The organism is Paenibacillus sp. FSL H7-0714, assembly GCF_038003765.1.
Lineage (GTDB): Bacteria > Bacillota > Bacilli > Paenibacillales > Paenibacillaceae > Paenibacillus_AQ.
Map to the genome: position 1 here is coordinate 4,829,606 of NZ_JBBOPT010000001.1, position 25,263 is coordinate 4,854,868.

Sequence of the window (25,263 nt, forward strand, 5' to 3'; positions counted from 1 at the left end):
TACAGATGCGGCCTACCTCCATCTCGTTGTTTTTGTTCAAGCTCTTAGTCCATAATCAAATCATATACACTGACCTTCCGAATCCGTCTTGCAACTAACATGGATACCACATAAGCAAAAACTAGAATGACAGCACACAGTAGAAGCACTTGAGGCAGACTAACCGTCAGCTGAACGTTATAAATGCCTAGACTTGAAAGCAATAATACAAACGCCGAATCCGAGAAAAAATAACCTGCTAAACTCCCCAATAATACTCCAACTACAATCACCGGAAAAAGACTGAACGTAATCTGTGTCATCAGATTAAAGGTCGTATATCCGATACCTTTAAGAATACCGAATTCCCGCTTACGTTTCATAATCAACGTCTTAATCACCAAATACAAAATTAAACTAACCACTATAATTGTGACCGCGGTAATGACTGCTGTCATAGAAGATACTGCTGAAGTGAATGTACTGAGCGTGCTTTCTAACATGTCTAAAATGTTCGTTACGTTCCATTGTCCAGGGAGACGTTCTTCAAGCTTTTGAATGAAGATTTGAGGATCTTCCCCTTCCTTTAAGTACACATTAATGGACTGGACTGAGTAATTCGGCTGCAATTTTCTCATTCCATCTTCTGTTATAGTAGCAACCATACCTAACTGATTAATCTGCTGGCTAAGACCAGTCACCAAATAATTTTGGGTTACCCCATTAAACGTAACTGGAATCTCGTCCCCAATCGATTTATTTTTCATTTTTGCAATTACACCGGATACCGCAATTTCATTATCAAAAATGGGCTGCCTACCTTTATAGACCGTCTGCGTCTCCAGCTTGGCATAATCATCAGATACACGGATCATAAAACTGGAATCATCTATAGAAGCTACTCTACCTTCCAATATGGAGATCTTCTGAACCTCAGGCATGGCCTCTACTTCTGCAAATATCTTTGGATCATGATCAGCTTTTTTTAGATCAAGTTGCAAATTGGTACGTTCTAGACCCACTAAATCTAAAACGGCTGAAGTATCCCCTTTAAAGTTAAAATTAAGGATGGAGCAAAATATACTCGAAAAGGTCAACCCTGCAACGATCAGCACGATCATAAAATTCTGCTTGGTCTGTCTAAATAAAGACTTCAGACTTAAGGCGAATTGCAAATTCAATGAAGTGCTCGCTAGCGGAAAATGATTTTTCTTAAAATTGTGGGTAAGAAGCCCGCTCTGAAGAGCTGCTATCGGAGTAATCCTTCGAATCTTTCTACTAGACAGGTAGGCAACTAAGAGAATCAGCACCGTAACGATAAGCAAACTCAACAAAGCACTTAATAATTCAAAAGTTGTCGGCCACAACAGTCCAACCGAAGACGAAATCATATTACCTACTAAGGGCATGACTAGAACAGAGATCAAACTTCCCGGTATGGAGGCCATTATAGATACTGAGACGAACTGTAAAAGAAATGAGGATATGATCTGCCTTGACGTATAACCGTTCGCTTTCAAAACACCGATGTTGGTTAGGTTATCCTCAATATTCCCGAAGATCTGAAACCTGATCACAATCAACGAGATTACAACCATAATCAATGCAAATACAATCAGAATAGCGGCTAAAATATTCACAAAAACGCGGTTACCTTCGAGCCCCACATCAGTTCGCATGACTAAAAATGAACTTGTGTTTCCAGATCCAAAAATCTGTTCACTCAACTTTTGCTCCAGCTTGACTTCTTTCGCCCGTTCGTTTAATTGTACAGATAAAAAATTAAATTGAACTTCTTTCCCAAGCCGTTCCTCTAATTGCTTATAACCTTCATCGTTTAAAAATATTTTCAAAGCCCCATTCGTCAATGTCCCAAAAAGGGGTTCCTCCGTAAATCCACCGATGGTATAAGTAAATTTGTTGTTATCGTATTCAAACGAGATCGTATCCCCAAGGTTATACCCTGAGCCTCCGTGAAAGATATACGGCAAATAAATTGTATTTTGATCCGCAGGTTCCAACCGAGAAGTGGTATTAAATAGTCCCATAGAGCGCTGCGAATCCTTATTAAGAATCAAGAAAGCAATAGCTGTATTGTTTCCCCCGTAGTTTATCTTTACATCAGGTAGCAGAAGCGCCGCCTCATTCTCCCATGTTTCAGTATAAGGATAGCTATCCACCAGAGATTCATAATTCTTCACATTCTCATTTAAAGGAAAATAAGCGGTGATATCAGGTGTATTTAGCTTCGATATTTTTTCTTGCTGAAAAGAATTAAGCTTCAAGCTGACCGTGAGGCCAATGTTCAGCAGCAGCGCAGCAATCATAATCAATACGAAGAGCGTAATCGTTGCACTTTTTCTTTTACGAATATTGGACCAAGCAAGCTTTCCTATTAAGCTTCTCATCCCTACCACCCCAATTCGGTCAGAAAGGACTGTAATTGCTGCTGCCGTTCAGGTCCATTATCTTCGCTATAAGGGGAAAGGCGCAAATCTCCGATGACTACTCCATCCTGCAGATACAAGATCCGATTACCACGCAGCGCAGTTTTGAGATCATGGGTTACCATAATTATGCTTTGCCCCTGCTTATTTACCTCGGTTAGGACACGCAGTACCCCTATTCCTGCTGAGCTATTTAACGCTCCAGTCGGCTCATCCGCAAAGACCGCTTTTGGACTGTTGATAAGGGCCCGGATAATACCGGCACGCTGAGCTTCTCCTCCTGAAATTTGCGCTGGAAACTTACCCCAGATGGTGTCATCCAGGCCTACATCTAAGAGCAGCTTTTTGGCTTTTTCCACAGCCCTAGCTCTATCCTTTTGGACAAGAAAAGCACTTGATAATACATTGTCGAGGACACTCATTGAATCGAGCAGATGGATCTGCTGAAACACAAATCCACAATTCTTCCGCCGGAATATCGCCAGCTGATCATTACTCATCGCCGTAATATCTTGACCTTCAAACAAGACCTCTCCAAGCGTTGGCTTATCCATTCCCGAAATGGCATACAGCAGTGTTGATTTACCAGAACCAGAGCTGCCCATGATAATCGTGAAATCACCATGATATAAGGTCAGATCCAGATTTTTTAATACATGCTGCTGAGTTCCTCCATGGGAAAAGGTTTTTCCAAGCTTATGGGTCTGCATCAATACTTTATTATTCACTTCGTTCATGTTGAACACTCCATTTACGTTCATACTCATTAATTACGCTAATAGTAACCCTAGCTCTACGCACAATATAATGGCTGCAATCACAGACTCATTCGTAATTGCAACCTAATCGTACGTTAAATGTTCTTAACATGTCTTTGTGCAATCCTTAGCGAATTCTTAATTCTATCCTGCTAAAGGAATCAGCAGCTTTACAGTAAATCCATCCTCCCGATTGGAGCATACAATGTCGCCCTGCATTTTTTGCATCATATAACGAGAAATGTACAGACCTAGACCTGCACCGTTCTGGCTCACGGCCAGACTGCCCCGAAAGAATTTATTGAATATTAAAGGCAATTCCTCCTCAGGAACACCCGGACCATAATCCAGAACATCAATCTCCAGATAATGATCCCTAATCTCGAATGTAATATCGATGGGTGTACCGGAGAAGGCATACTTATAGGAATTGTTCACCACATTATCGATGACCTGCTGCAGCCGTAAAGGATCCACCATAATGATGCAGTCTGGCACAGATGCAGCTGAAATCCGTTCGTAGAAGTTCACATTATTTATAATTTGGGTCAGCAGGTGACTATGCTCCTCCGTTAAGCTGACTTTTAGTTCATTCAGCTCCTCCAAGGTGGAATGGAACATGTCTGTGACCAGTTGATCAATCTGATCCGCTTTGGAATACAAAGTGTTTAGCTGTCTGCTTGTCTTCTCATCTCTTGCGCTTAATAACATCAGTTCCGTAATCGCCTTCATCGAAGCGACGGGTGTCTTAATATCATGACTGAGACTAGCAACCAGCTCCTTCTTACTCTTGTTCGCTAAATATTCACTGTGTCTAGCCGCCGCAAGCTCTTCCCGCATCATATCGAAGCTTTCGGTAAAAGCACCAAATAGATGATTACGATCCATTTCCAAAGGCACTTCAAGATCGCCTCTTGCGACATGGTTCGCGAATAGCTGCATTTTGCGAAACGGACGAAGAATGGATCTATTCAGGAACCAAATATAGAGAATGCCTAGAATTGTAAGCAAAAGCAGCATTGCAACAGAAACTTGTATAAATTGTTGTTTCATATGTATAAAAATCGTACGGTAATCATTATTAATAATTACTTTACCCACCAGCTGATCCTGAACAACAACGTCGACTAAGGTATCCCGATTATTGATAGCTTCATTAACGCTAACGGAAATCGCATTTTCAGTCTGATATTTTAGCTCACCAGAAGTATCAATAATGGCGAAATCATAGGGACTTTCCTTGTACAGTTTCGGCTCAAGCTTATCCCAATGCTGCTCTGTAAGCTTAACAATGGTATTGATCGCCACTCGGTCTGTTGAGGTCTCCACTTTCAAATTAAATATCAGCAATAAGAGAGTTATACTTGCAGCGAGTATAGTGAGCATCAGAGCTATCAACAGTTTTTTAGTCATAGCTTATTTATCCTCAAAAGCATAACCGATGCCCCATACGGTACGGATGTACTGCGGATCGTTAGGATTCTGCTCGATCTTCTCTCGAAGATGACGGATATGTACATTCAAGGTGCCATCTCCCGCAAAAACATCACCCCATACCCCTGTAAATAGCTCCTCTTTAGGGATTACCCGATTTTTATGCTGGATCAAAAACTTTAGCAATTTATATTCCATTGTTTTCAGCTTGAGGGGTACGCCGTTAAGACTTGCCCTTCTGAGTTCGGGATCAATCTGGATGGGTCCGGATTCAAGAAGGGAGGACTCGGCTACAACTTCGTTGTTGTACCGTTTAAGCACCGCCTTTACTTTTGCCAGCAGCACTCTCAGGGTATACGGCTTATGAATATAATCATCTCCCCCGATATCTAGCGCAATTAATACATCATCCTCACTGGAGCGGGCACTAATAAACAGGATGGGAATCCCGGTCGTCTGACGCAGTTCTTTGCATAACTGGAAGCCGGATTCACCACCTAAATTAATATCTAGGAGTAACATCGACACCTGATGCTCACTCAAAAAGCTCCGACAGGCATCGGCGCTCGTAACAAATGCGGTTTGAACATCAAACAAATTAAAATATTCGCAGGTGGTCTCCGCAAGCTCAATTTCATCATCAATAATCAAACAATCATATCTCATCGATTTCTCTCCACTTCAACTGAATTTATTATTATGTTAGAATATGCCTTTAAGGAGGGGTTACCTGTGGATACACAGTTCCAGCGTCTGGAGCACTATTTAGATAAATACGAACAAAGCTGGCCATTAAGCGGCACAGTCTTAATAGCTCAACGTGGAGAAATCAAGTTACATAAAGCGTACGGATATGCGAATCTTGAACATCAGGTCCCGAACACTTTAGATACCAAATTCCGGATCTGGTCACTTACCAAATCATTCACTGGCATGGCTATCCTGATGCTAAAAGAACAAAAACGTCTCAGACTGGAAGATCCAATCCTAAAATATCTCCCTCAGCAGCATGCACTAGAGGGGATTACCATCCTTCACCTGCTAGGACATACCTCTGGCATAGCCAACTACACTTCCATACCCGAATATAATCAAAAATTAAATAAGCTAAAGCTGACTCCACAGGAGATGTTTCAGCTATTTGTGAGTCAGCCCCCTGCATTTATGCCTGGCACTTCATTTGCCTATAACAACTCAGGTTATTATTTGCTGGGGATGATTATTGAGAAGATTACAGGGATGACATTTGAAGATTATATCACTACTTTTATATTACAGCCTCTGGGCATGGTAAATACAGGAGTTTATAACAACCAGCAAATTATTCCGAAATTAGCCTCGCCTTATCATTCTTCTTGGGGAGAGTATACTCAGGGGGAATACATAGATATGAGTTCTATCTTATCCGCTGGCGGGATGTATTCGACGGCTGCCGATCTTTTCCTGTGGGATCAAGCCTTGTACTCTGATCAATTAGTGTCTCATAACACCCTAGAGATGGCTTTTCATTCCAGTAATCTCAAATATCGATTCGGTTGGTTCTTGGACGAACGTTTTGATCGAAAAAGAATGTATCACGGCGGTGCCTATCGCGGCTTCCGAAGTGAACTGCATAGATACCCTGAAGATCAAACAAGCGTCATCATGTTGACTAATTATGATTGCGTACCCGTCACTAAGTTAACAGAATCGCTAGCTGGATTAGTATTCGGCGAACCTGAAAGGGTGCCTGTCTCTCCACATGCCTTCCCGCTTGATGACAGCATTTATGCTTCATATATGGGAACCTATGAGGGATATGGCTGCAAAGCGAGCGTGGAGCGTAGTGGGCAAGATTACTATTTTGTCTGGAATGATGTAGAGGTCACTCCCTTTTATCCAATCTCGGAAACAGGATTCCATCATACGAAGCATGATTCAGAGTATGAATTTAAGCGGAATGCACAGGGTGAGCTTTCATTTCTGGGGATGCACAAAAAACAAGACAAGTCTTAAATAGACCTGTCTTGTTTTTTTTGTTTGTGTTTACGCTAGGCCTTAGCTATAATGATGAACTCAGCCAGAAGCACAAGTAAGGCAGTAGCTACGCCAAGCGAATTAATTACCGTTAAAGCATCTGGGTAGCTTTCTTTCTTAAATTGCGAAAATAAAGATACCATCCATAATACACTGAAGAATAATGCGACCAATCCGGAAATAGCCTCACTATCCACTTTTCTGCTCCGCATAAAAAATCCTACAAGGCCAACAACGGTAAAAATCATGTATATAACAAGCTCTATGGATGTGATGACAATCGCCTCGCCTGCAGAGAACAAATGCATTAACATGTATTGAATCCCTAAACAAATAAACACAAGCTGGTTAAAAGAAACTTTGCTCACTCTCATAGCTTATCTCCTTTTAATTTAAGTAAACTGCAATAAAAAAGATAACGCTTTCATTATATCGATAATTAAAATAATCCTCTGTGACTTTCAGTACTCTTCCGATATCAGCCCAATCAAAAACAAGCCCTGAACAAAAAAATCTCCTGGCAATATTGTTGCCGGAGATTTTATATTAGCCTCATCCCATCTCAATACCAACAAAAAGAACAACAAAAACTACAATAGCTAGCAACGCACCTACAATAACGATCGTTTTTGGTGACCTATTACCCCTGTCCATTTCAATTCCTCCTTTATCTACGCGTGTATATCTCTTTTTCCAAATGAAATATAGGTGACAGACAAACTAATAGCTATGATAATCACAGGAATCAGCACCACTTCCATAAAGCTCTTTGCTCCGGTTAGGACTATATGTTGTGAATTAACGACGTAGATTCCGGAAAACTTCATAACTTGGGTCGTTAAAGCATGGTCTGAAATCCCCCTTAACAATGCGGAGGAAGCATCACGGAAATAACCGGATATCATGAAGTCTCCGAATATAATTAAAAAAGTTACAACCACCGCTGAAGCCGTTCTTTTAATAAGAATACCTACCATAATGATTAGAGCAGCATAAGCTGATAAATAAAGGATATTTAATCCCAGTACACGGGAAACCTGAATCAAGTCAGCAGAAAAATTACGATTACCGATGTCAGTCCCAATTATCAAAGCAGCTATCATATAAGCGAGATAAAACACTACTGTAAATTGTAAAATCCACCATATAATAATTTTAAAAACAGAAAGGTATTTCCCCGTGATATAGATAAACCTACTTTGTCCGGAAGCCAGGATAACTTTGATAGATCCATATTCAAATCCTTCGGTTGCAAAAAAACATACGTAAACTGGAATAATAAAATAAAAAAATAAAGATAAAGGTGTCACAATCGTTAAGGGTTCCGCGAGATTACCGATTTCAAAACCACCTTTACCGCCAATCCAGATTGCTAGTACCAGACTTGCTATAAGGAACAGAAGAGAAATTCCCTTAAACATGATATCCCTTCTTATAAAGTAAGACTCAGCTTTCAGAAAATCCCTCATTTCTCATTCTCCTATCAGATCCATATAATAATGCTCAAGATTTGCTGTGGACAGGTTGATTCCTTCAAGTGGAATTCCATTTCTAATTAACGTTGACATTAACTGTTCAAGATCTGTCAAATCCTTGGGAACCAATATTTCTCCGGCTTCTGACAATGTGATCGAATGAATATTAAGATCGTTCTTAAGCACGTTTATTGCTGCAGCTATTTCAACGGTCTTAATACAAATTTGCGCTTCGGCTGATTGCAAGAGTTCTTCCACAGAGACTTCCTTAATGAACTGCCCTTTATGAATAAACCCGAATTTGGTAGCTAACAATTGGAGCTCACTCAAGATATGGCTGGAAATCAAGATGGTAACCCCTTTTTCATGTGCCAGCTTAGCCAATAATTTTCTCATCTCTACAATTCCTGTAGGATCAAGTCCATTAATCGGTTCATCCAACACTAAAAATTCCGGTTCATTGAGAAGGGAAATTGCCAGCCCTAAGCGTTGACGCATGCCCAGAGAATATTCCGTTGTATTTTTGTTTTCAACATCCGTTAGTCCCACTAAATTCAGCACATCTTTAATTCTCTTGAAATCCGAAATACCATGAATCTTACAATAAAAGCTTAAATTCTCTTCAGCATTCATATGGGGGTAGAGGGCAGGTAGCTCTATTAAAACCCCCATTTTTTTTCTGACTCGTGCGATGTCCTTCTCACTACTTTTACCCATCAATTGGATAGTCCCTTTTGTAGGGTAAACTAATCCACTAATTATTTTCATGAGTGTGGTTTTACCTGCTCCATTCTCACCTACAAAGCCATAGATATCACCCTGTTTAATCTGCATATTTATATTATGAAGCGCATTTGCACTGCCGTACTGTTTAGTTAATCCCTCAGCTTCAAAGATTGTTGTATTCATTTTTCAACTCCTCCATACCGTCTGCTACTAATTGATATTAAATTAGCATGTTTACTAGAATTACTAATCGCAATGGTAAAAAACACGGGAATAAATGTAACTTTCGCCGCTTCCAAGTGATCCCTAAAAGGATAAAGGTTGATTATACTCCCATATAATGTATTATTATTTATAACACAGGAGGGGAATTTCACATGATACATATTGCTATTTGTGATGATGATTTCAAGGCAACAGAATATATTGAGAGATTGATCCTTAACCATCCCATTCAGCAGACTGTAAAGATAGAGGTATCGATATTCTATTCTGGTGAAAGTTTCACGAAAGCCATTCAACATGGTTGTCCATTTGATCTTATTTTTATGGATATAGAAATGAAGGGAATAAGCGGAATAACAGCGGGTCATATATTACGGAGAGATTGTGATAATGATAGGGTTCGGTTGATTTACGTATCGAGCCACGAAGAGTATCATGTTCAACTATTTGACGTTCAACCTTCCGGTTTTATAAAGAAGCCTATACATAACGAGTCTTTTGAAAAAAAACTAATCTCTATGATTCAGCAAATAAAGGTCAAGCGTCAGCAAAACCAACCAAAATTACTGCCTGTACACCAAAGTGGAACTAAACTACTTATTCCAATCCGTAATATTATGTACTTGGCAAGTGATCGCCGAAAAATCATTTTGCAAACAACGGAAGATCAAACGGAATATTACAGTACTTTATCTATAGAAGAAGGAAAGCTACCTTCGAAGCAGTTTGTGCGGATTCATCAATCGTATCTTGTGAATTTCGATTACATAAAACAAATTCAGGGCAAAAAAATTGTATTAACGAGTGGGGAAGAACTTCCGATTAGCGATAAGCAAAGCACCGTAGTGAAAAAGAGTTATTTGCAATTCAGGGGGAGTCTGCTTGAATAATATTCTACTGGATGAGCTGTTCTATGCCCTCACACTGGCAGCTCTCCCATTTATCATTCATTATTTCTATGACCATTGTTTCCCACGGCTTTGGGAATCCAAAGTAATCCTTTATTCCGTATACACTGCTTATTATATTTTCGTACTCCTCCTTCATTACAGCCCACTCCCCGGCTTATGGATGCTAGGGCTTAATATAGTGGGGATCGTTCTCTTGTCCTTTTTGTATAAAGGAAAAATACAATGGCGTATTGGTGCTGCTTTATTTATAGTCGCACTGATTATTCTTTCAGATGCAGCTACTGCACCTGTGTATACGACAAGCGGATACATCTTTACCTTGTTTTTGTCTAAGATTCTGATGTTTATACTGGTACAGATCACGCTTCGTTTTACCAAAGCTTTTGGCGAGGGCAGTCTAAGCAGTTGGTATTGGATCGGGCTGTTCTGCTTTCCGTTTATCAGCATTCTCAGTATTGCAAAATTATCGGGCGAGCTGTCATTGCGGGAATATCCGGCGTTGTATCCGACTTTGTCCGGAGGAATGCTATTGATCAACTTCCTGATCATTCTTTTGTGTGATCGTGTATTAACCATACAATCGGCACAGAATAAAAACTACTTGTTGGAACAGCAGAACACCTACTATATGAACCAGTATCTGCTCACGAAAGAAAGGCAGCAAGAAGTCTTTACGTTTCAACATGATTTCAGGAATATCTTGCTCGGCCTGAGGTCTCAATTACAAGCTGGGGAAAAAGAAGCCGGACTGAATGATGTGGATAAGCTTCTTGGAGTAATAGAACTCTCTTCAGGTGAAAGTAATACCGGCTCCATCCTAATCGACTCTATCATTAATTACAAGTCGCAATTTGCCAAAAAGCTGGGTATCTCCTTTCAAACGGATATTAAGATTCCACCTCAGCTTGACCTAGATGCTTATGCATTTAGCATTATTCTAGGGAACACCCTTGATAATGCGATAGAAGCATGCAGGCATCCAGGTGTGACTCAGCCTTATATTAAATTCCAACTTCATTATCATAAGGGTACTTTATTTATCAGAATACAGAATCCATATCAGCATTCAATACGTACGAATCATTTCGGAGAATTAGCCACAACAAAACGAGACAAGCATTTTCATGGTATCGGTCTAAAAAGCGTAAAGAATGCGGTAGAAGAAATCGGCGGAATATGGGATATCACCTATGAAAACCAAATTTTCCAAGTGGAAATTTGTCTTTTTAACATTGAGATCTTATCAGTTGCAGAAACTGAGCAAAAATGCACCTCATAGAAAGACATCGGACCCAGAGGGTTTTCCAATGTTTATTCTAAGGGGTGCATTTCAGTCACAAGTACATTTATTATTTTACTTACGGTTCGATTGTAAATTTAGACGAAAACGAAATACTGCATCTTCACCGTACCACATAGGGAAATTCGTACCCCAGATATTGTTGTGCAAATTAAAATGCCATCCTTTATCTAGAGAAACAAAAGAATTATCGAATTGTAGCAGTCTTTTTTGACCCGGTGCAGCCAACGCAGCATCCATGGTTTCGATAAAGGCGCTCCCATCTGCCCCCTGATAACTAACGCCACGTCCAATGGCATGAAGATTACGATTCCCGTCCTTCACTACACGCAAAGGTGAGACTGGCAAGCCCATCTTATCCATCAACCAAAGATTAGGATTATCGACATTCAATGCACAACCGAACCAGCTTGCTTCTGGAAGGCGGTTGGCTTCTTTTCCGAACCATTGCAGTGATACGTCAACCGTACCTTCATGCTCAAAATCATACACTAATTCAAGTTCTTTCGGCGCACCATATAATTCATAGGCTTGTACCGGCATACGTAAACGTAGCAAGAACCGTTTTCCATTTACTCGCTTCATATCAGTCACGATGGGCTCATATAGCTGATGGCTAGGTAATGGTCGAACAAATTCAAAGCCAGGCTTATTAAAGTCGGCATCAGACCATGGATGGGTGAAGCCTAAATTTTGCATATAGGTACGGAAGTATCTGGCGTAGTCCTCCGTTCCAAACGTCTCATAGGCGTAAACGCCGAAGGGATGGCTTTCGTCTACCCATACTTTCTCATTAGCGTCCGATAAATGAACAAGTGAGCCATTCACGCCAAAGGTCAGTTTATAACCTTCAACCGCGTACACCCCTTGGACACTAACCTGCTCAGAATCAGCGGAACAATCTTTCCTCGTAGGCTCTAGCCTACCGAACGCTTCCTTTGCCTCCGCTTGTTTATCTTTATCCAGGCATGCGATTGCCTGATCCAGATAGCCCCGTTGCTCCGCCCAGGAACGTTCGATCATCGAATACTTCCGGACGCTCTGTTCTGAGGTAAATAAACCACTAGAATGTTTATCGAATTCATCCATAGCGAATGCACCAATATAATTGAATTTCGCAGGAATATCGTCTACATCAATCTCGTCCTTGATTCTAGCATCATTGAAATCTTTTTTCGCATAGTTTCGAAAGTCAGGAAGCCATTTCTTTACGTCTAAACCCCATGTATGCTCTGCTACCATCAACATAGCATCGCTCATCCCTTTATAGGCAATACTATGCTCGTCTAAGCTTCCTTCGGACAGCCATTTGCTTCTCAAACGTTGAAGCTCGCGAAGCTTGGCAAGTTTTAATGGATCTGTCCCTGCACCATGAATCCAAGTATCACCGATTTCTTCACTAACCACAGGAAGCTGCTCGCGAACTTGCATAAGACTTCTAACAAATGCATCTAGTGAAGACGCAATAATCTCAGCGTCAGGGTATCGTTCTTGGATTTCACGGAACTGCTCTTCGATTTCCTCAGCACTTGGCGGCCCACAATTGTCACCCGTATGCGCAAATAGCAATATATCGTCGATCCCTTCAATCTCAACCGGCTCTCCGTAGCTTCCGGCATAGTTCACAATTAATTCGCTGCCATCCCCTGCCTGCCAGCGAAACAGCTTTGGTACATCAGGACGCATAGAGGCTGGGTTAACTCCGAGATGCATATACTGAATGCCTGCTTTCTGCATATACGGAACCATGGACAAGGTATGACCTGGCACATCCGTCATTTTTGCGGTTATCGTTTGTTTCCCAAATTGTTGATCAAGCTCTTGGCTGATCGTTAGCCCGTATCGGAAAAGCTCCTTATCCATAAGCTCAGTATGTGTAGTGAACGGTAACCCATGCCACACTATATGTCCCTTACGAATTGCCTTCTCCATCGCTTCTCTTTCCGAAGCAGGTGCGTGATCCAAATAATAACGAATTAGCCAGGATCCAGTCGTCCATACAAATTGCGCGCGACCACCTTCAGCCTCTAATGTATCGGCCAAAGCGATCGCTTTCGGAATATACTCTTCCATATATTGTCTTAATACATGCGCAGCCAAATTCGTGAACCCAATATCCAAATGCGTTTTAAATACAACATGGACCTTCTTAGTGTTATTCATTTTCCCGACCTGCTTCCATTAGATTATGGCTTATTGAAAACTGGAATTTCCAACGATCTATTTACAGACTAGTATATGTCACTGATCTATACAATCAAATAGTCTGAAATAATATCATTAAATAACATGATAAATACATTATCGCGCTTTTATGTCACTGATATAAAAAACTCTTCCCTCCACAAAAATGTGGGGAAAGAGTCTCAAAAGGTAATTTTCAAGCGGATCATTTAATAATGTTGGGTCTAACGGAGCTTCGCTCGACGATGGTGGTATCAATCTTAATCGTTAGTGCTCCTTCACGTGAATTATCCATCCGTTTAACAACTCGCTGGACAGCAACTTGTCCGAGTTTCTCTGTAGCTTGTCTTACTGTAGTTAATGGAACAGGCAGCAAGCTCGCCAATTGAATGTCGGTAAACCCTATGATTGACAATTGATCCGGAACCAATATTTGCATGGAGATTGCCGTATATAAGCATGATGTAGCGATATAGTCGTCTGCACATACGACTGCCGTTAAAGCGGAATTATTACCTAAAAATGACGCCAACTGCACATTCGGAGCATTCAACTGATGCATATAATCTTCTGAGCAGCTCAAGTAAATATTACGACTGTTTACCGGCAGATCATGATCCAACATAGCTTGAAGATAACCTCTATACCGGTCTTCCCTGCTCGTCACACCATCAAATGCCATTGAAAGATATCCGATTTCCTGATGGCCTTTCTCAATCAAATACTGGGTGGTTTTATAAGCCCCATGGTAATGATCATGGTAGACACAGTCAATCTGCACCTCTCGAAAGATACGATCGATGATAACTAGAGGGTAGTTTAATAGACTAAGCTCCAATACTTTCTCACTGCACTGCGTACTCCCACGCGGATATAAAATAATACCCTCTACTTGATCATCATACAGCTCTTGCAAGCATATGCTTTCGTCTTCTTTGTCCCCAGTCATTCGAATGAGTAAATGACAATTCGCTTCACGCGCTTCTTTTTCGACGGAAGTAATTATTCTACCGATATAATCATCCATATTAGGAATCACCAATGCAATCCTTCGTATCGATTTCTTCTCCTCGATCGCCTTCTCCAGCATCTGTTCACCGGAATGTGTATGGTGGTAATCAGCGGATATGAATGTCCCACGACGGGCATGGCGATAAACGATCCCTTTTTTCTCCAAGATCTGCAAAGCAAGCTTCGCCGTCATGCGACTGACACCGTACAACTTGGCAATCTCCCCTTCAGATGGGACGAGATCATGTGACTGAAGCTTTCTCTTCCTGATTTCTTCCATAACATGATTAGCTGTCTGTATATATAATAGCGGTTTCCGCTCTTTTTGATGATCCTGATTATCCATTCGAGTCTTCACCCTTTACTCTTCTATGCCGTTAGTCTAAATATTTCGAATGGGACATCTTGTTCTCAAAATAGAATGAACAGTGGATTTATATACTGCGTTATCAAATAGGAGGTCAACCACTTGAAAAATAAAGAATCATTTGTATTCGTCACAATCCCACTATCCGAGATCAAGAAATTCATTCTTATTGACTTTGTAGCTGGAACGGTCATTTACTTTGCCATTAGGTTTCCCTTACATTCCTTTATAGCCGCCTCAGCCGGCAGCATGTTCGGCCCAATACTCATTCGCCAATCCATGAAATTGGTTCAGAATCGCGCTAAAGTTTAAGCCATAAAAGGCAAACTTTCAACCTTGCTGTATGTATTTTAGAAATTGTTCAATCTGTTTTTTATGATGCTTATCATGTGGTATAAAACTTCTCATATACTTGCGAACACTGAACTTCTTGCGGTCTCCATCCTTATATTCCAAATCACATTCTTCATCCGTTAATCCAGAGACTGTATCTAAAATTCTAGATCTGTAGAGCACAAATTGTTCTATCAAGGTTTGCTTGGATAACAATTTGGCATACTCAATCGCGTTAGCATTAAATTCGTTAAAATCCAAATGTTTCGTTGTTAGTGGTTCTTTCAAAATAATCTTCTTAATAGCACCTTCATAGAAATATTTATCCCAGAGCATGAGGTGACAGAGAATATCCTTCACGGTCCATTTACCAGTAGCTATGGGCTTATCCCAATGTTTATCTGGCACCTCTTCTAATGATTTCACGAATGGAATAAGAGACTTAAATTCGAGTATCATTTGCTCCTTTGATTTTACTGCCATAGAAGCTAACCTCCGTGTGAATATAAAATAGAATAGCAAAAATATTATGCAGCATCATCCTTAGAAGCAGTTATTAGATCAGCCTCCGTAGATTCTGGATTCAGCCAAATCTCGATCATATCATGGGTACGCTTTACATCATTTTCATCGAGTATATAATACCATTGATCCGTATGTTTTCCTTCCCCTTGGAGCATATGACTCGTTATTTCAGGGGTTCCACCTTCAAGAATTACCTTCTTAGCCAAATCCAAAATAAAATCTGACTTCATATTGGTTTTAAAGTTACTGCCAGCAATTTCAATAATGTTCTGTATATTAAGAATATTATCTATTCTTTTCATCCGATCAAGCGCTGCTTTTAGGAAAATCCTTTGTCTCTCTGTTCTCTTAAAATCAGAATCTTCCCGATATCTTACATACATTAAAGCTTCCTTACCGGAATAGATCGGTTTGTTCGGCTCAATTCTTAGTTTCTCATGATCGGGGCTCTTATTCTCTATCACCTTGGTGATTGGAAGCACCACTCCTCCAAGAGCATCTGTAACACCCACAAGCCCATTAAAATTAATAGTAGCATAGTAATCAATAGGTGCGTTCAGTAGATTCTTAACGGTATCCACACTCATCTGAGGACCACCGTAGGAATGCGCTGCATTAATCTTGGTTTCTTTTCGTGCTCCTTTGATATTTTCTGCTCCAATAATTTCAGTATATGAATCACGGGGAATGGAGACGAGCAGTGCTTTATGGTCTATAGGTCGAATAACTGTATAAATAATGGAATCAGAAAGTCCGTTTTCTTTGCCACGCTGATCGGTGCCTAGTAGAAGGATAGAGAAAGGACGGTCTTTATTTTCCGTCGTTGCTTGTAATCCAGATTCTTCAGTGTCTTCCAACGGCACATAGGACTCTTCAAGGGTGTGTTCAATAGTTGGTGCTACAACATTATCAAACCCAAAAATCATTAGTTCTTTACGGAAAATAAAGGATCCCAGTCCAACAAGAAGTAAGGTAGCGATCGAAAAATACCAAATCTTCATTTTCTTGCTGATTTTATTCTTTTTCACTTTCTTTTTCTCGATTCTACTTAATGCAAATGAAGCAGGTGGATGAGTGCTCTGTTTATTTTTCATTTGAATGAATTACCCTTTCTGTTTATGCGACTTCTCACCATTAATGAACATCACTTTTTATTTGTGCCTACCCTCCATTACCTAAATATCCCATTATTATAGACGATCATTGGATCGATAAGTTTCTTTTTATAAGAAATTTTTGAGGCAAAAAAAAGACCACATCCTATCAAGGATGGGTCTGCAAAGTATATTGAGGTTACATTAGGTTTTGTTCAGGATCGTATCGATTTCACTTTTCAGTAAAAGATACCTGACAACACTTCTCATAATTGGGACTTTGGTTAACTTATGCTGGTCTACATAGCTTTTCATTTGATCTTTAGACAGACCAAGCAAGCTACCGGCTTCAGACACAGTCAATACTTCTTTGTTGCTTGTAGCGTTAAAGGTTTTCTTCACTTTTAAATTCCAGTCTTCAAACACCTGCACTTACATCCGCCACCTTTCTACTAAGCGAGAAATATAAGACATAAAGTATTGTGTGAAACTTATAATTTCTTTTATTTAAAAAAATCCCCAAACTATAAGTTTGGGGATTCTTTTCACAACTTTAGAGTTTTACAACATTCTCAGCTTGTTGACCACGATTGCCTTGAACTACGTTAAATTCTACACGTTGTCCTTCATCCAAAGATTTGAATCCGTCACCAGTGATTGCGCTAAAATGTACGAATACGTCTTCTCCGCCTTCAACCTCGATAAAACCAAAGCCTTTGTCTGCGTTAAACCATTTCACTGTTCCTGTTTGCATAATATAATTACCACCTTTTTTTAATTTACATGTTATTCTTATCCCAAAAAAATCTCTTACAAAATCTCTAAAAAAATAAAAATTCACATATGGTACAAGGTTATTGTCATCTTAAGAATAACCCTCTACGCTATGTGAATTAGCAGGCAACTACTTTCGATATATTGATTATAGCACATCCGATGGCATGTAGATACCTTTTAGATTATGTAATAAATGGAAAAACCCTAATCCTTTAGAAAAGGACAGGGTTTCCCACCTGTAATCACGATATCACATCAGTTTAAATTTTAAAATAAGACAATTTGTCCAGCAAATCTTGCACCATTGAGCTGAGGGATTCCGTCGAAGCTGAGATTTCTTCCATAGAAGCAAGCTGCTCCTCTGAGGCTGCTGCAACACTTTGTGAATCTGCGGACGCTTCTGATGCAAGTTCAGCTAATACTTTTACACTAGCTGAAATTTGCTCTGTACCAGCAGTCATCTGCTGTGCAGCTGCAGATACTTCCTGAATCTGATCTGTAACCTGTGTCATTTCAGCAAGAATCGATGTAAACAAAAGATCACTGTCAGATACACCCTGCACACCGATACGTACTTGCTCATTACCAACAGCCATAGCCTGTGAGGCTTGATTAGTATCTTGGACCACATGTTCGACTAATTCAGTAACTTGTTCGGCAGCTTGTTTCGTTTGATCCGCCAACATGCGTATTTCCGAAGCTACTACAGCAAATCCACGACCTTGTTCACCCACTCTGGATGCTTCAATTGCTGCGTTTAATGCTAATAGATTAGTCTGTTTACTGATATTCGAGATCAGACCAATAATCCCACTAATCTGTACAGATCTTTCACCTAGTCGTTCAATCGCCAGACTCGTCTCATCCACGGATTGCTTAAGCTCTGTCATCTGGTTCACCGCCATTTGAAGCTGTGCACTGCCTCTCTTCGTTTGATCGGTTACTTCGTCTGCAGATGCAGACACCGCTGATGAAGAGTCAGCGATACGTTGCACTCCAATGCTAAGATCGCTCATGGCCAGAGAAGATTCTCCTGCATAACCATTCTGCAGTTGCGCTCCCTCGGCGACTCGTCCAATAGCCACAGCAATCTGTTCAGCAGCTTTCCCTGTCTGTTCCGCGTTCGCTGTCAACTCTTCAGAAGTAGCACCCACTGACATCGATAAATCAGCCACAAGTCCAAACATTTCTCGAAGCTTATATGTCATCTGATTAAAATGTGAAGACATCTTACCGAATTCATCATCATTTCGAACCTGCAATGTTTGTGTTAAGTCCCCTTGAGCCATAAGCTGCAATTTCTCAGATAATACTCGAAGCGGTTTGATCACCATTAACCATAATTGTAAGACTATAACTATTCCTAGAATCAGCATCCCAACAAGCATGATAATAAATGATTCTGTTTTCGATTGTTCGTAATCAGCCATGATTGTAGCTTTAGGAATCGCAGTCTGCGTATACCATACCTGATCGCTTTCTGGCAGTGGAATCGGAACAAAAATACGAAGTACATTTTCTCCTTTGGAATTATTGGTGTACCCCTGAACCGACTTCCCATTCTTCACTTGTCTCCACAGTGCAGCTTTCTCTTCCGTATCACCGAAATCTTTAAGTACACTTTCTGGATCATTAGGATTAGCTGCATATTTACCATTACCCGTGACTAGAGAAACGTATCCACCCATAGGTTTATATTTATCAGCATCCTCCTGGAGCTTTGATAACGAAACATCAAATCCTACCGTCCCAAGAAAAGTGCCCGATTTGTCCAAAATGGGCAGCATAACCGAAATCATCTCTATAGCCCCACCAGTCGTCTCATAGGAATAGGGTTCAATGTAGATCGGTTTTTTCTCTTTTTTAGGTAAAAGGTAATAATCACCCGCACCTTCTACATCATAATTCTTTAAGGGTTCAACCGTTATTGAACCTTGATTTCTAAGAACATAAGGAATAAAACGCCCCGTACCATCATCATATGGCGTCTTATTGATATTAGCCTGATCGTTTTGATCGAAGGCATTGGGTTCCCACAATGTACTAATTGCAAAAAGCTCGGGTCTGTTCTCAAGCATCGATTTCATTGTAGAAATAACTTCTTCACGACTCAAAGTTTGATGTTCTCTTGATTCAACCAGTACATCTGTGAATACCTTTGCTGCCGACTCTATGTCTACCATACTATTCTGAATAGTTTCCGCATAACTTCGCCCAGCAACTTCCGCCTCTAGTTCACCGTTCGATATGCTCACACTTCGAAGATTAAGCAGATTCGCGATTAGACTAAAGAAAAAGATAACAATGATAACTAAACTTACTACCAGAACAAATTTAACCGTTAAAGAAAGCCTACGATATAACGCCATCTGAACAACTCCACTCTAGGATAATATACCTTATCTTTAATCGACAAAATACGACTATCATTAAATAGGTCTTTTCACCTATAATTAAATAATAAAATTTAAAACACCTATCCCTTCAAAAAGTATGTTTAAATAAAAGTAGCCTAACTAAAAAAATCTCAATACAAAGGAGTTCATGCCGATGGAAATATCCTCTTTTTTGTTGCCTAAAGATCAAGTTGCCTATATCACTAACTCACTATCCATGCTGGAAGCCTTAGAACAATTAGAGCAGCACCATTATACGGCTATCCCTATTATTGATAATGAAGGAAAATATGTAGGAACACTTTCGGAAGGGGATCTATTGTGGAAGCTAAAAAACACAGCAGGTCTAACTTTTGACAATATAGGAGAAGTTCCAGTAAGCGATATCCAGAAGCATGTTCATAACGAGAGCGTTCTCATAAATGCCGAAATGGAGGATATGCTGACGCTCGCCGCAGATCAGAATTTTGTTCCTGTGATTGATAAAGAAGGCGTGTTTGTCGGAATTATTCGTCGAAAAGATATCATTGAATATTATACTCGCAACATTACTGATTAACTGATTAATTGAACAACAAAAAGACCTGATCAGCAACATCATGAGAAGATGAAGCTAATCAGGTCTTTTTTCTACCCTAAATTATAGTTCAGTCAGAATAATGGTTCCTTGAGGGGTGATAGCTAATGTATGTTCATACTGTGCTGACAGACCGCCGTCAATGGTACGTGCAGTCCAACCATCCGCATCAATTTTTGTTCTGTAGCTGCCTGTGTTCAGCATCGGTTCAATGGTAAATACCATCCCCTCTTTAAGACGAGGTCCTCTGCCAGCCGGACCATAGTGAGGTACCTCTGGTGCTTCATGCATTTCTGAACCAATCCCATGGCCAATAAAATCACGCACAACAGAAAAACCATTAGACTCTGCGTAAACTTGAATAGCATGAGCGACATCCCCGATACGGTTGCCTGCAACTGCCTGCTCGATACCACGGAATAAAGATTCTTTTGTGGTGTCTAGCAATTTAGTCGCCTGCTCACTAATGTTGCCAATCCCATATGACCAAGCGGAATCTGCCAACCAGCCATCTAAGTTAACTACCATGTCTATGGTTACTATATCTCCATCTTTAAGTGGTTCCTTTTTCGGAAATCCGTGGCAGATTACATCATTTACAGAGGCACAGGTTGCGTACGGATATCCGTTATATCCCTTTTGCTCAGGAGTTGCTCCTTGAGACAGTATAAATTTTTCTGCAAATTCATCAATCTCCCAGGTAGTAATTCCCGGCTGTAGAATTTGCGCAATTTGACGATGACATTCAGCGAGAATTTTTCCCGCCGCACGCATTTTTTCGATCTCTTCCATCGTTTTCATGATAATCATAATATCGCCTCTTCTGTACAGAACACATCACTCTCGGGCAATGGCTCTTCTTTTGTATTTAGTTTCCCCTTTATATTATGAAAGAAAAACACGAGAAATCCAAATCATTAAGCAAAAAAAATATTTATTCCTGTCTGAAACTAAAAAACTTCCCTTATTCTTATGAAAATGTGGTTAGGGTAATGCCAACCAACAAAGAGGTGTCCCAGTAGCCATAATGCAGGCTCTGGGACACCCATTTCAGTCTAAATTAGATTAGTCATGAAAATCAAGACCTGACGAAACCGCTTTGACATAACCTGCACGGATCACGAAATCTCCAAAATGCTCGCTATGCAGACGTTCTTTCGAATAACGATGAAGAATTGGCTCCAGCGTCTCCAGAATTTCTTTTTCATCTATGTTTTCTTTATACATTTTGTTCAAGCGATCTCCCGTAAACCCTGCTCCCAAGTACATATTATATCTACCTGGACCTTTACCAATAAACGAGATTTCGCCTAGTGCCGGTCTTGCACACCCATTAGGACAGCCTGTCATCCGGATCACGATTTCCTCATCACGTAGACCAGCTTCATCAAGGACAAGCTCTAGCTTATCAATCAACGAAGGCAAATAACGTTCTGCTTCAGCCATTGCAAGTCCGCAGGTTGGTAGCGCCACACAAGACATCGAACTGCGTCGTAGCGCAGACAGATGAGCTCCGTCCGTAAGTCCATGCTGTTTAGCCAGCTCAGCCACTTTTCGCTTTTTAGCAGTGGTTACGTTAGCAATCGTTAAATTCTGATTCGGCGTAAGCCGGAAATCCCCGGTATGAATCTTGGCAATTTCCCGCAGTCCAGTCATCAATGTGTACCCTTCTTGGTCATGAATCCGTCCGCTTTGGATATAAAGCGTCAAATTCCATTTTCCATTGGTACCTTTCACCCAGCCATAGCGGTCTCCATTATGGTCGAAATGGTACTCACGTGCCGCCTCAAGCTGCCATCCGAGTCTATCATGCAGCTCATCGACAAACCATTCCAGACCGTGGCGGTCAATCGTATACTTGAACCGTGCATTTTTGCGGACAGAACGATTTCCATAATCCCGCTGAATCGTTACTGTCTTCTCCGCTACATCGATCAATTGATCAGGACGGCAAAAACCAATGATACGGCCAAGCTGAGGATACGTGCTGGTATCGCCATGCGTCATTCCCATACCGCCGCCTACAGAAACGTTGAACCCTACCAGCTTATCATTCTCAAGAATAGCGATGAAGCCTAGATCCTGCGAGAACACATCTACGTCATTTGAAGGAGGCACCGCAAGACCAATCTTGAATTTACGCGGTAAATATACCGGACCATAGATCGGTTCAACTTCTGCCCGATCTCCTAAACTATCCACTACCTTTTCACCGTCTAGCCAAATTTCATGGTAAGCGGGAGTACGTGGGGATAGATGATCACTAACTTTGCGCGCCCATTCATAGACTTCTGCATGCACCTCAGATTGATAAGGATTCGGATTGCTCATTACGTTACGGTTGACATCCCCACAAGCTGCAAGGGTTGTCATTAGCGTATCATTGATGCTTCGAATGGTCTTTTTTAAGTTCCATTTGAGAACGCCATGCATTTGAAATGCCTGTCTTGTAGTCAGACGTAAGGTTCCGTTACCATACTTCTGTGCCAGATCATCCATCACCAGCCATTGTTCCGGTGTAGCTACACCACCTGGGGCAACTACGCGAAGCATAAACTGGAATGCTGGCTCCAGCTTCTGACGTTCCCGTTCATTGCGCAAATCTCTGTCATCCTGCATATAGCTTCCGTGAAATTTAAGCAGCCGATTATCATCTTCAGGCAGACCACCCGTAATCGGATTGCTTAGTGTCTCAACTAATGCACCCCGCAGATAGTTACTCTCCGATTTAATATGCTCAACATCACTTGGAGGCCCGCCGATCGGCTTAACCTTCTCATTGTTTGCCATTGTTGTTATCTCCCCCCGAAGTCATTCGATAACTCCATCTATCCATTAATAGACATCACGCTGGTAACGCTGCGTCTGTTGCATATCTTCCAGATAAGCCGCTGCCGCTTCAGGGCTCAGTCCGCCCTCACTCTGAATCACCGTAAGCAGTGCAGAATGAACATCATGCGCCATGTACTTCTCGTCACCACAAACGTAGATATGAGCACCTTCTTGCAGCCATTCATAAACCTCACGACTCTTTTGTAAAATGCGATGTTGTACATATACTTTCTCTTCGGTATCACGTGAGAAGGCGACATCCAGCTTACTTAGAACGCCATCCTTTAGCATTCTCTGCCAATCAGTCTGATACAGGAAATCTGTTACAAAATGCCGATCCCCATAGAACAGCCAAGATTTCCCTTCCGCTCCCAGTTCTTCACGTTCCTCGAGGAAAGAGCGGAATGGTGCAACACCTGTGCCTGGTCCGATCATGATGATCGGCGCATCCGGATTAGTCGGCAGCTTAAAGTTAGGATTATGCTGAATGTAAATAGGCAAAGTATCTCCCGGCTCTACTCTTTCTGCGCAATGCACTGAGCAGACACCGTAACGTTCCCTACCGTGAGCCTCATAACGTACAGCTCTGACGGTTAGATGAACCTCATCCGGGTTAGCTTTATAACTGCTGGCGATAGAATATAGCCGTGCAGGAAGCTTCCGCAAAATCGTCACAAAACTGCTGGCTGGACCTTCCCACGGTGAGAAGTCCTGGATCAAATCGAGTAGATCGCGTCCTTGAATATACGCTTTAAGCTCCGGAGCACGGTCTGGAGCTAATAACTCACTCAGCTTGTTTGAAGCAGACAGCTTTGCCGCTTGCTCCAGCAAAGGTTTGGTCAATACAGTGATTTCATAATGATGCAGAAGTGCCTCACGTAAGGCTCCTTCATCACCTTTCTTATTAAACGGAACCTTATCATTAGGATTCCAGCCCATAGTATGAATAATAGCGTCCACCAGTTCAGGATGATTCTCTGGGTATACTCCCAGTGCATCCCCAGGTTCAAACTGTATATTAGAGCCTTCAAGCGATAGTTCCAAATGGCGAGTCTCCCGGTCCGAACCGCGTCCGTTCAAATTCAGATTCTCCAGTACCTCTGCCTTAAAAGGATTATTACGAGTATATAGAGGTTCTTGTGACTCTGCGTCCTCCGCGGCTTGAACCGCTTTTGCAGCAATGGCTGGAGCATTTAAATTTGCATTTAATGCACCAATTACACCTTCAAACCATTCGGCAACGGAATCGTCATAATCGAGATCACAATCCACACGTGGACTTAGGCGCTTACCACCAAGTTCCTCTAACCTCTGATCGAACTCTTTACCCGTCTGACAGAAAAATTCATAAGAGGTGTCTCCCAGAGCCAGAACTGAAAACCGCAGGTTCTCTAATTGAGGAGCTCTCTTACTGTAAAGAAATTCATGAAAAATCCTTGCATTATCAGGTGGTTCACCTTCTCCATGAGTACTCACCAATAGAAGTAGATTCTCAACCTTTTTAAGCGCTGTAGGTTTGAAATTGTTCATCGCGGAGAGTGTGACCTGAAACCCTTGCTCTTCCAGCTTGCGGGACAAGCTCCCCGCAAGTCGCTGGCAATTCCCCGTTTGCGAACCAAATAATATGGTCACTTCCCGTGAGGCTGCTGGTTGGCTCGTTACGGAAGTGCCAACCTCTGTGTTTCCAATCGTATTCGATGGCACTTGAAGTTCAGCACCTGCTGGCGCTGCCGCCGTAGTACGTCCAATCGCGGACAAATATCCACTGAGCCATATTTGCTGCGTCTCCGTTAAGGTTGGTAGAAGACGATTGAGAAGCTCGACTTGGTTCTCGTTAAAAGGACTGTTCGTTACCTGTAGTTGCAACAATATCCACCTCTCCTAAACATGAAATCT

General features: G+C 41.3%; 22 protein-coding genes. 5 read left to right on the forward strand and 17 right to left on the reverse strand.

The features are described from left to right. Positions 1-44: 44 nt before the first annotated feature. The 4 genes from NST34_RS21610 to NST34_RS21625 form a co-directional block, all read right to left on the reverse strand. A complete protein-coding gene (locus NST34_RS21610) occupies positions 45-2,387 on the reverse strand; it encodes an ABC transporter permease (protein WP_341128752.1) in 2,343 nt (780 codons plus the stop codon). 2 nt (positions 2,388-2,389) lie between these two features. Continuing rightward, positions 2,390-3,163 carry an ABC transporter ATP-binding protein gene (locus NST34_RS21615; RefSeq protein ID WP_341128753.1) on the reverse strand — a complete coding sequence of 258 codons (774 nt, stop codon included), beginning with the start codon at positions 3,161-3,163 and terminating at the stop codon, positions 2,390-2,392. A gap of 165 nt (positions 3,164-3,328) precedes the next feature. Further along, a complete protein-coding gene (locus NST34_RS21620; protein ID WP_341128754.1) occupies positions 3,329-4,597 on the reverse strand; it encodes a HAMP domain-containing sensor histidine kinase in 1,269 nt (422 codons plus the stop codon). A 3-nt stretch (positions 4,598-4,600) separates the two neighbouring features. Continuing rightward, positions 4,601-5,284: a response regulator transcription factor gene (locus NST34_RS21625; protein WP_076300532.1), complete on the reverse strand. Its 684-nt coding sequence runs from the start codon at positions 5,282-5,284 to the stop codon at positions 4,601-4,603. A gap of 66 nt (positions 5,285-5,350) precedes the next feature. On the opposite strand from NST34_RS21625, the gene NST34_RS21630 reads away from it, so the two are divergent. Further along, positions 5,351-6,613, forward strand: coding sequence for a serine hydrolase domain-containing protein (locus NST34_RS21630; protein ID WP_341060122.1), 1,263 nt, complete (start codon positions 5,351-5,353; stop codon positions 6,611-6,613). Positions 6,614-6,648: 35 nt separating this feature from the next. Here NST34_RS21630 and NST34_RS21635 read toward each other — a convergent pair whose 3' ends face one another. The 3 genes from NST34_RS21635 to NST34_RS21645 all read right to left on the reverse strand — a co-directional run bounded on the left by NST34_RS21635 (position 6,649) and on the right by NST34_RS21645 (position 9,018). Then, complete coding sequence (locus NST34_RS21635) at positions 6,649-7,008, reverse strand: hypothetical protein (protein ID WP_060622809.1); 360 nt, start codon at positions 7,006-7,008, stop codon at positions 6,649-6,651. A gap of 297 nt (positions 7,009-7,305) precedes the next feature. After that, positions 7,306-8,103, reverse strand: coding sequence for an ABC transporter permease (locus tag NST34_RS21640; protein ID WP_076300537.1), 798 nt, complete (start codon positions 8,101-8,103; stop codon positions 7,306-7,308). Between the two features lie 3 nt (positions 8,104-8,106). Next, positions 8,107-9,018 (reverse strand): ABC transporter ATP-binding protein, encoded by a 912-nt coding sequence (locus tag NST34_RS21645; RefSeq protein WP_076284638.1) that lies wholly within the window; start codon positions 9,016-9,018, stop codon positions 8,107-8,109. A gap of 194 nt (positions 9,019-9,212) precedes the next feature. Here NST34_RS21645 and NST34_RS21650 point away from each other — a divergent pair, with 194 nt between their 5' ends. Then, positions 9,213-9,950 (forward strand): LytR/AlgR family response regulator transcription factor, encoded by a 738-nt coding sequence (locus NST34_RS21650; protein ID WP_052404359.1) that lies wholly within the window; start codon positions 9,213-9,215, stop codon positions 9,948-9,950. Beyond that, positions 9,943-11,250 carry an ATP-binding protein gene (locus NST34_RS21655; RefSeq protein WP_076284637.1) on the forward strand — a complete coding sequence of 436 codons (1,308 nt, stop codon included), beginning with the start codon at positions 9,943-9,945 and terminating at the stop codon, positions 11,248-11,250. The genes NST34_RS21650 and NST34_RS21655 overlap by 8 nt, the downstream gene beginning before the upstream one ends. Before the next feature lie 75 nt (positions 11,251-11,325). On the opposite strand, the gene NST34_RS21660 is transcribed toward NST34_RS21655, so the two are convergent. After that, positions 11,326-13,434, reverse strand: coding sequence for a DUF5054 domain-containing protein (locus tag NST34_RS21660; RefSeq protein ID WP_076300538.1), 2,109 nt, complete (start codon positions 13,432-13,434; stop codon positions 11,326-11,328). Positions 13,435-13,660: 226 nt separating this feature from the next. Then, a complete protein-coding gene (locus NST34_RS21665) occupies positions 13,661-14,812 on the reverse strand; it encodes a GntR family transcriptional regulator (RefSeq protein WP_341128755.1) in 1,152 nt (383 codons plus the stop codon). A 123-nt stretch (positions 14,813-14,935) separates the two neighbouring features. Between NST34_RS21665 and NST34_RS21670 the strand changes: the two genes are divergently transcribed. After that, a complete protein-coding gene (locus NST34_RS21670) occupies positions 14,936-15,145 on the forward strand; it encodes a hypothetical protein (RefSeq protein ID WP_076300540.1) in 210 nt (69 codons plus the stop codon). Between the two features lie 18 nt (positions 15,146-15,163). On the opposite strand, the gene NST34_RS21675 is transcribed toward NST34_RS21670, so the two are convergent. The 5 genes from NST34_RS21675 to NST34_RS21695 form a co-directional block, all read right to left on the reverse strand. Continuing rightward, positions 15,164-15,649, reverse strand: a complete 486-nt coding sequence (locus NST34_RS21675) for a DinB family protein (protein WP_076300541.1) — start codon at positions 15,647-15,649, stop codon at positions 15,164-15,166. A 44-nt stretch (positions 15,650-15,693) separates the two neighbouring features. Beyond that, positions 15,694-16,785, reverse strand: coding sequence for an LCP family protein (locus tag NST34_RS21680; RefSeq protein WP_081383041.1), 1,092 nt, complete (start codon positions 16,783-16,785; stop codon positions 15,694-15,696). Between the two features lie 204 nt (positions 16,786-16,989). Then, positions 16,990-17,217 carry a helix-turn-helix domain-containing protein gene (locus NST34_RS21685; protein ID WP_042189969.1) on the reverse strand — a complete coding sequence of 76 codons (228 nt, stop codon included), beginning with the start codon at positions 17,215-17,217 and terminating at the stop codon, positions 16,990-16,992. Positions 17,218-17,338: 121 nt separating this feature from the next. After that, on the reverse strand, positions 17,339-17,539 hold the full coding sequence (locus tag NST34_RS21690) for a cold-shock protein (protein ID WP_036685790.1): 201 nt from the start codon (positions 17,537-17,539) through the stop codon (positions 17,339-17,341). A 283-nt stretch (positions 17,540-17,822) separates the two neighbouring features. Beyond that, a complete protein-coding gene (locus NST34_RS21695; protein ID WP_076300542.1) occupies positions 17,823-19,931 on the reverse strand; it encodes a methyl-accepting chemotaxis protein in 2,109 nt (702 codons plus the stop codon). Positions 19,932-20,112: 181 nt separating this feature from the next. Between NST34_RS21695 and NST34_RS21700 the strand changes: the two genes are divergently transcribed. Continuing rightward, positions 20,113-20,517, forward strand: coding sequence for a CBS domain-containing protein (locus tag NST34_RS21700; RefSeq protein ID WP_042189973.1), 405 nt, complete (start codon positions 20,113-20,115; stop codon positions 20,515-20,517). Between the two features lie 81 nt (positions 20,518-20,598). On the opposite strand, the gene map is transcribed toward NST34_RS21700, so the two are convergent. The 3 genes from map to NST34_RS21715 form a co-directional block, all read right to left on the reverse strand. Beyond that, positions 20,599-21,345, reverse strand: coding sequence for a type I methionyl aminopeptidase (map, locus tag NST34_RS21705; protein ID WP_042129378.1), 747 nt, complete (start codon positions 21,343-21,345; stop codon positions 20,599-20,601). Positions 21,346-21,600: 255 nt separating this feature from the next. Further along, positions 21,601-23,325, reverse strand: a complete 1,725-nt coding sequence (cysI, locus tag NST34_RS21710; RefSeq protein WP_341128756.1) for an assimilatory sulfite reductase (NADPH) hemoprotein subunit — start codon at positions 23,323-23,325, stop codon at positions 21,601-21,603. A gap of 45 nt (positions 23,326-23,370) precedes the next feature. Then, positions 23,371-25,233, reverse strand: a complete 1,863-nt coding sequence (locus NST34_RS21715; RefSeq protein WP_341129579.1) for an assimilatory sulfite reductase (NADPH) flavoprotein subunit — start codon at positions 25,231-25,233, stop codon at positions 23,371-23,373. Positions 25,234-25,263 lie beyond the last annotated feature (30 nt).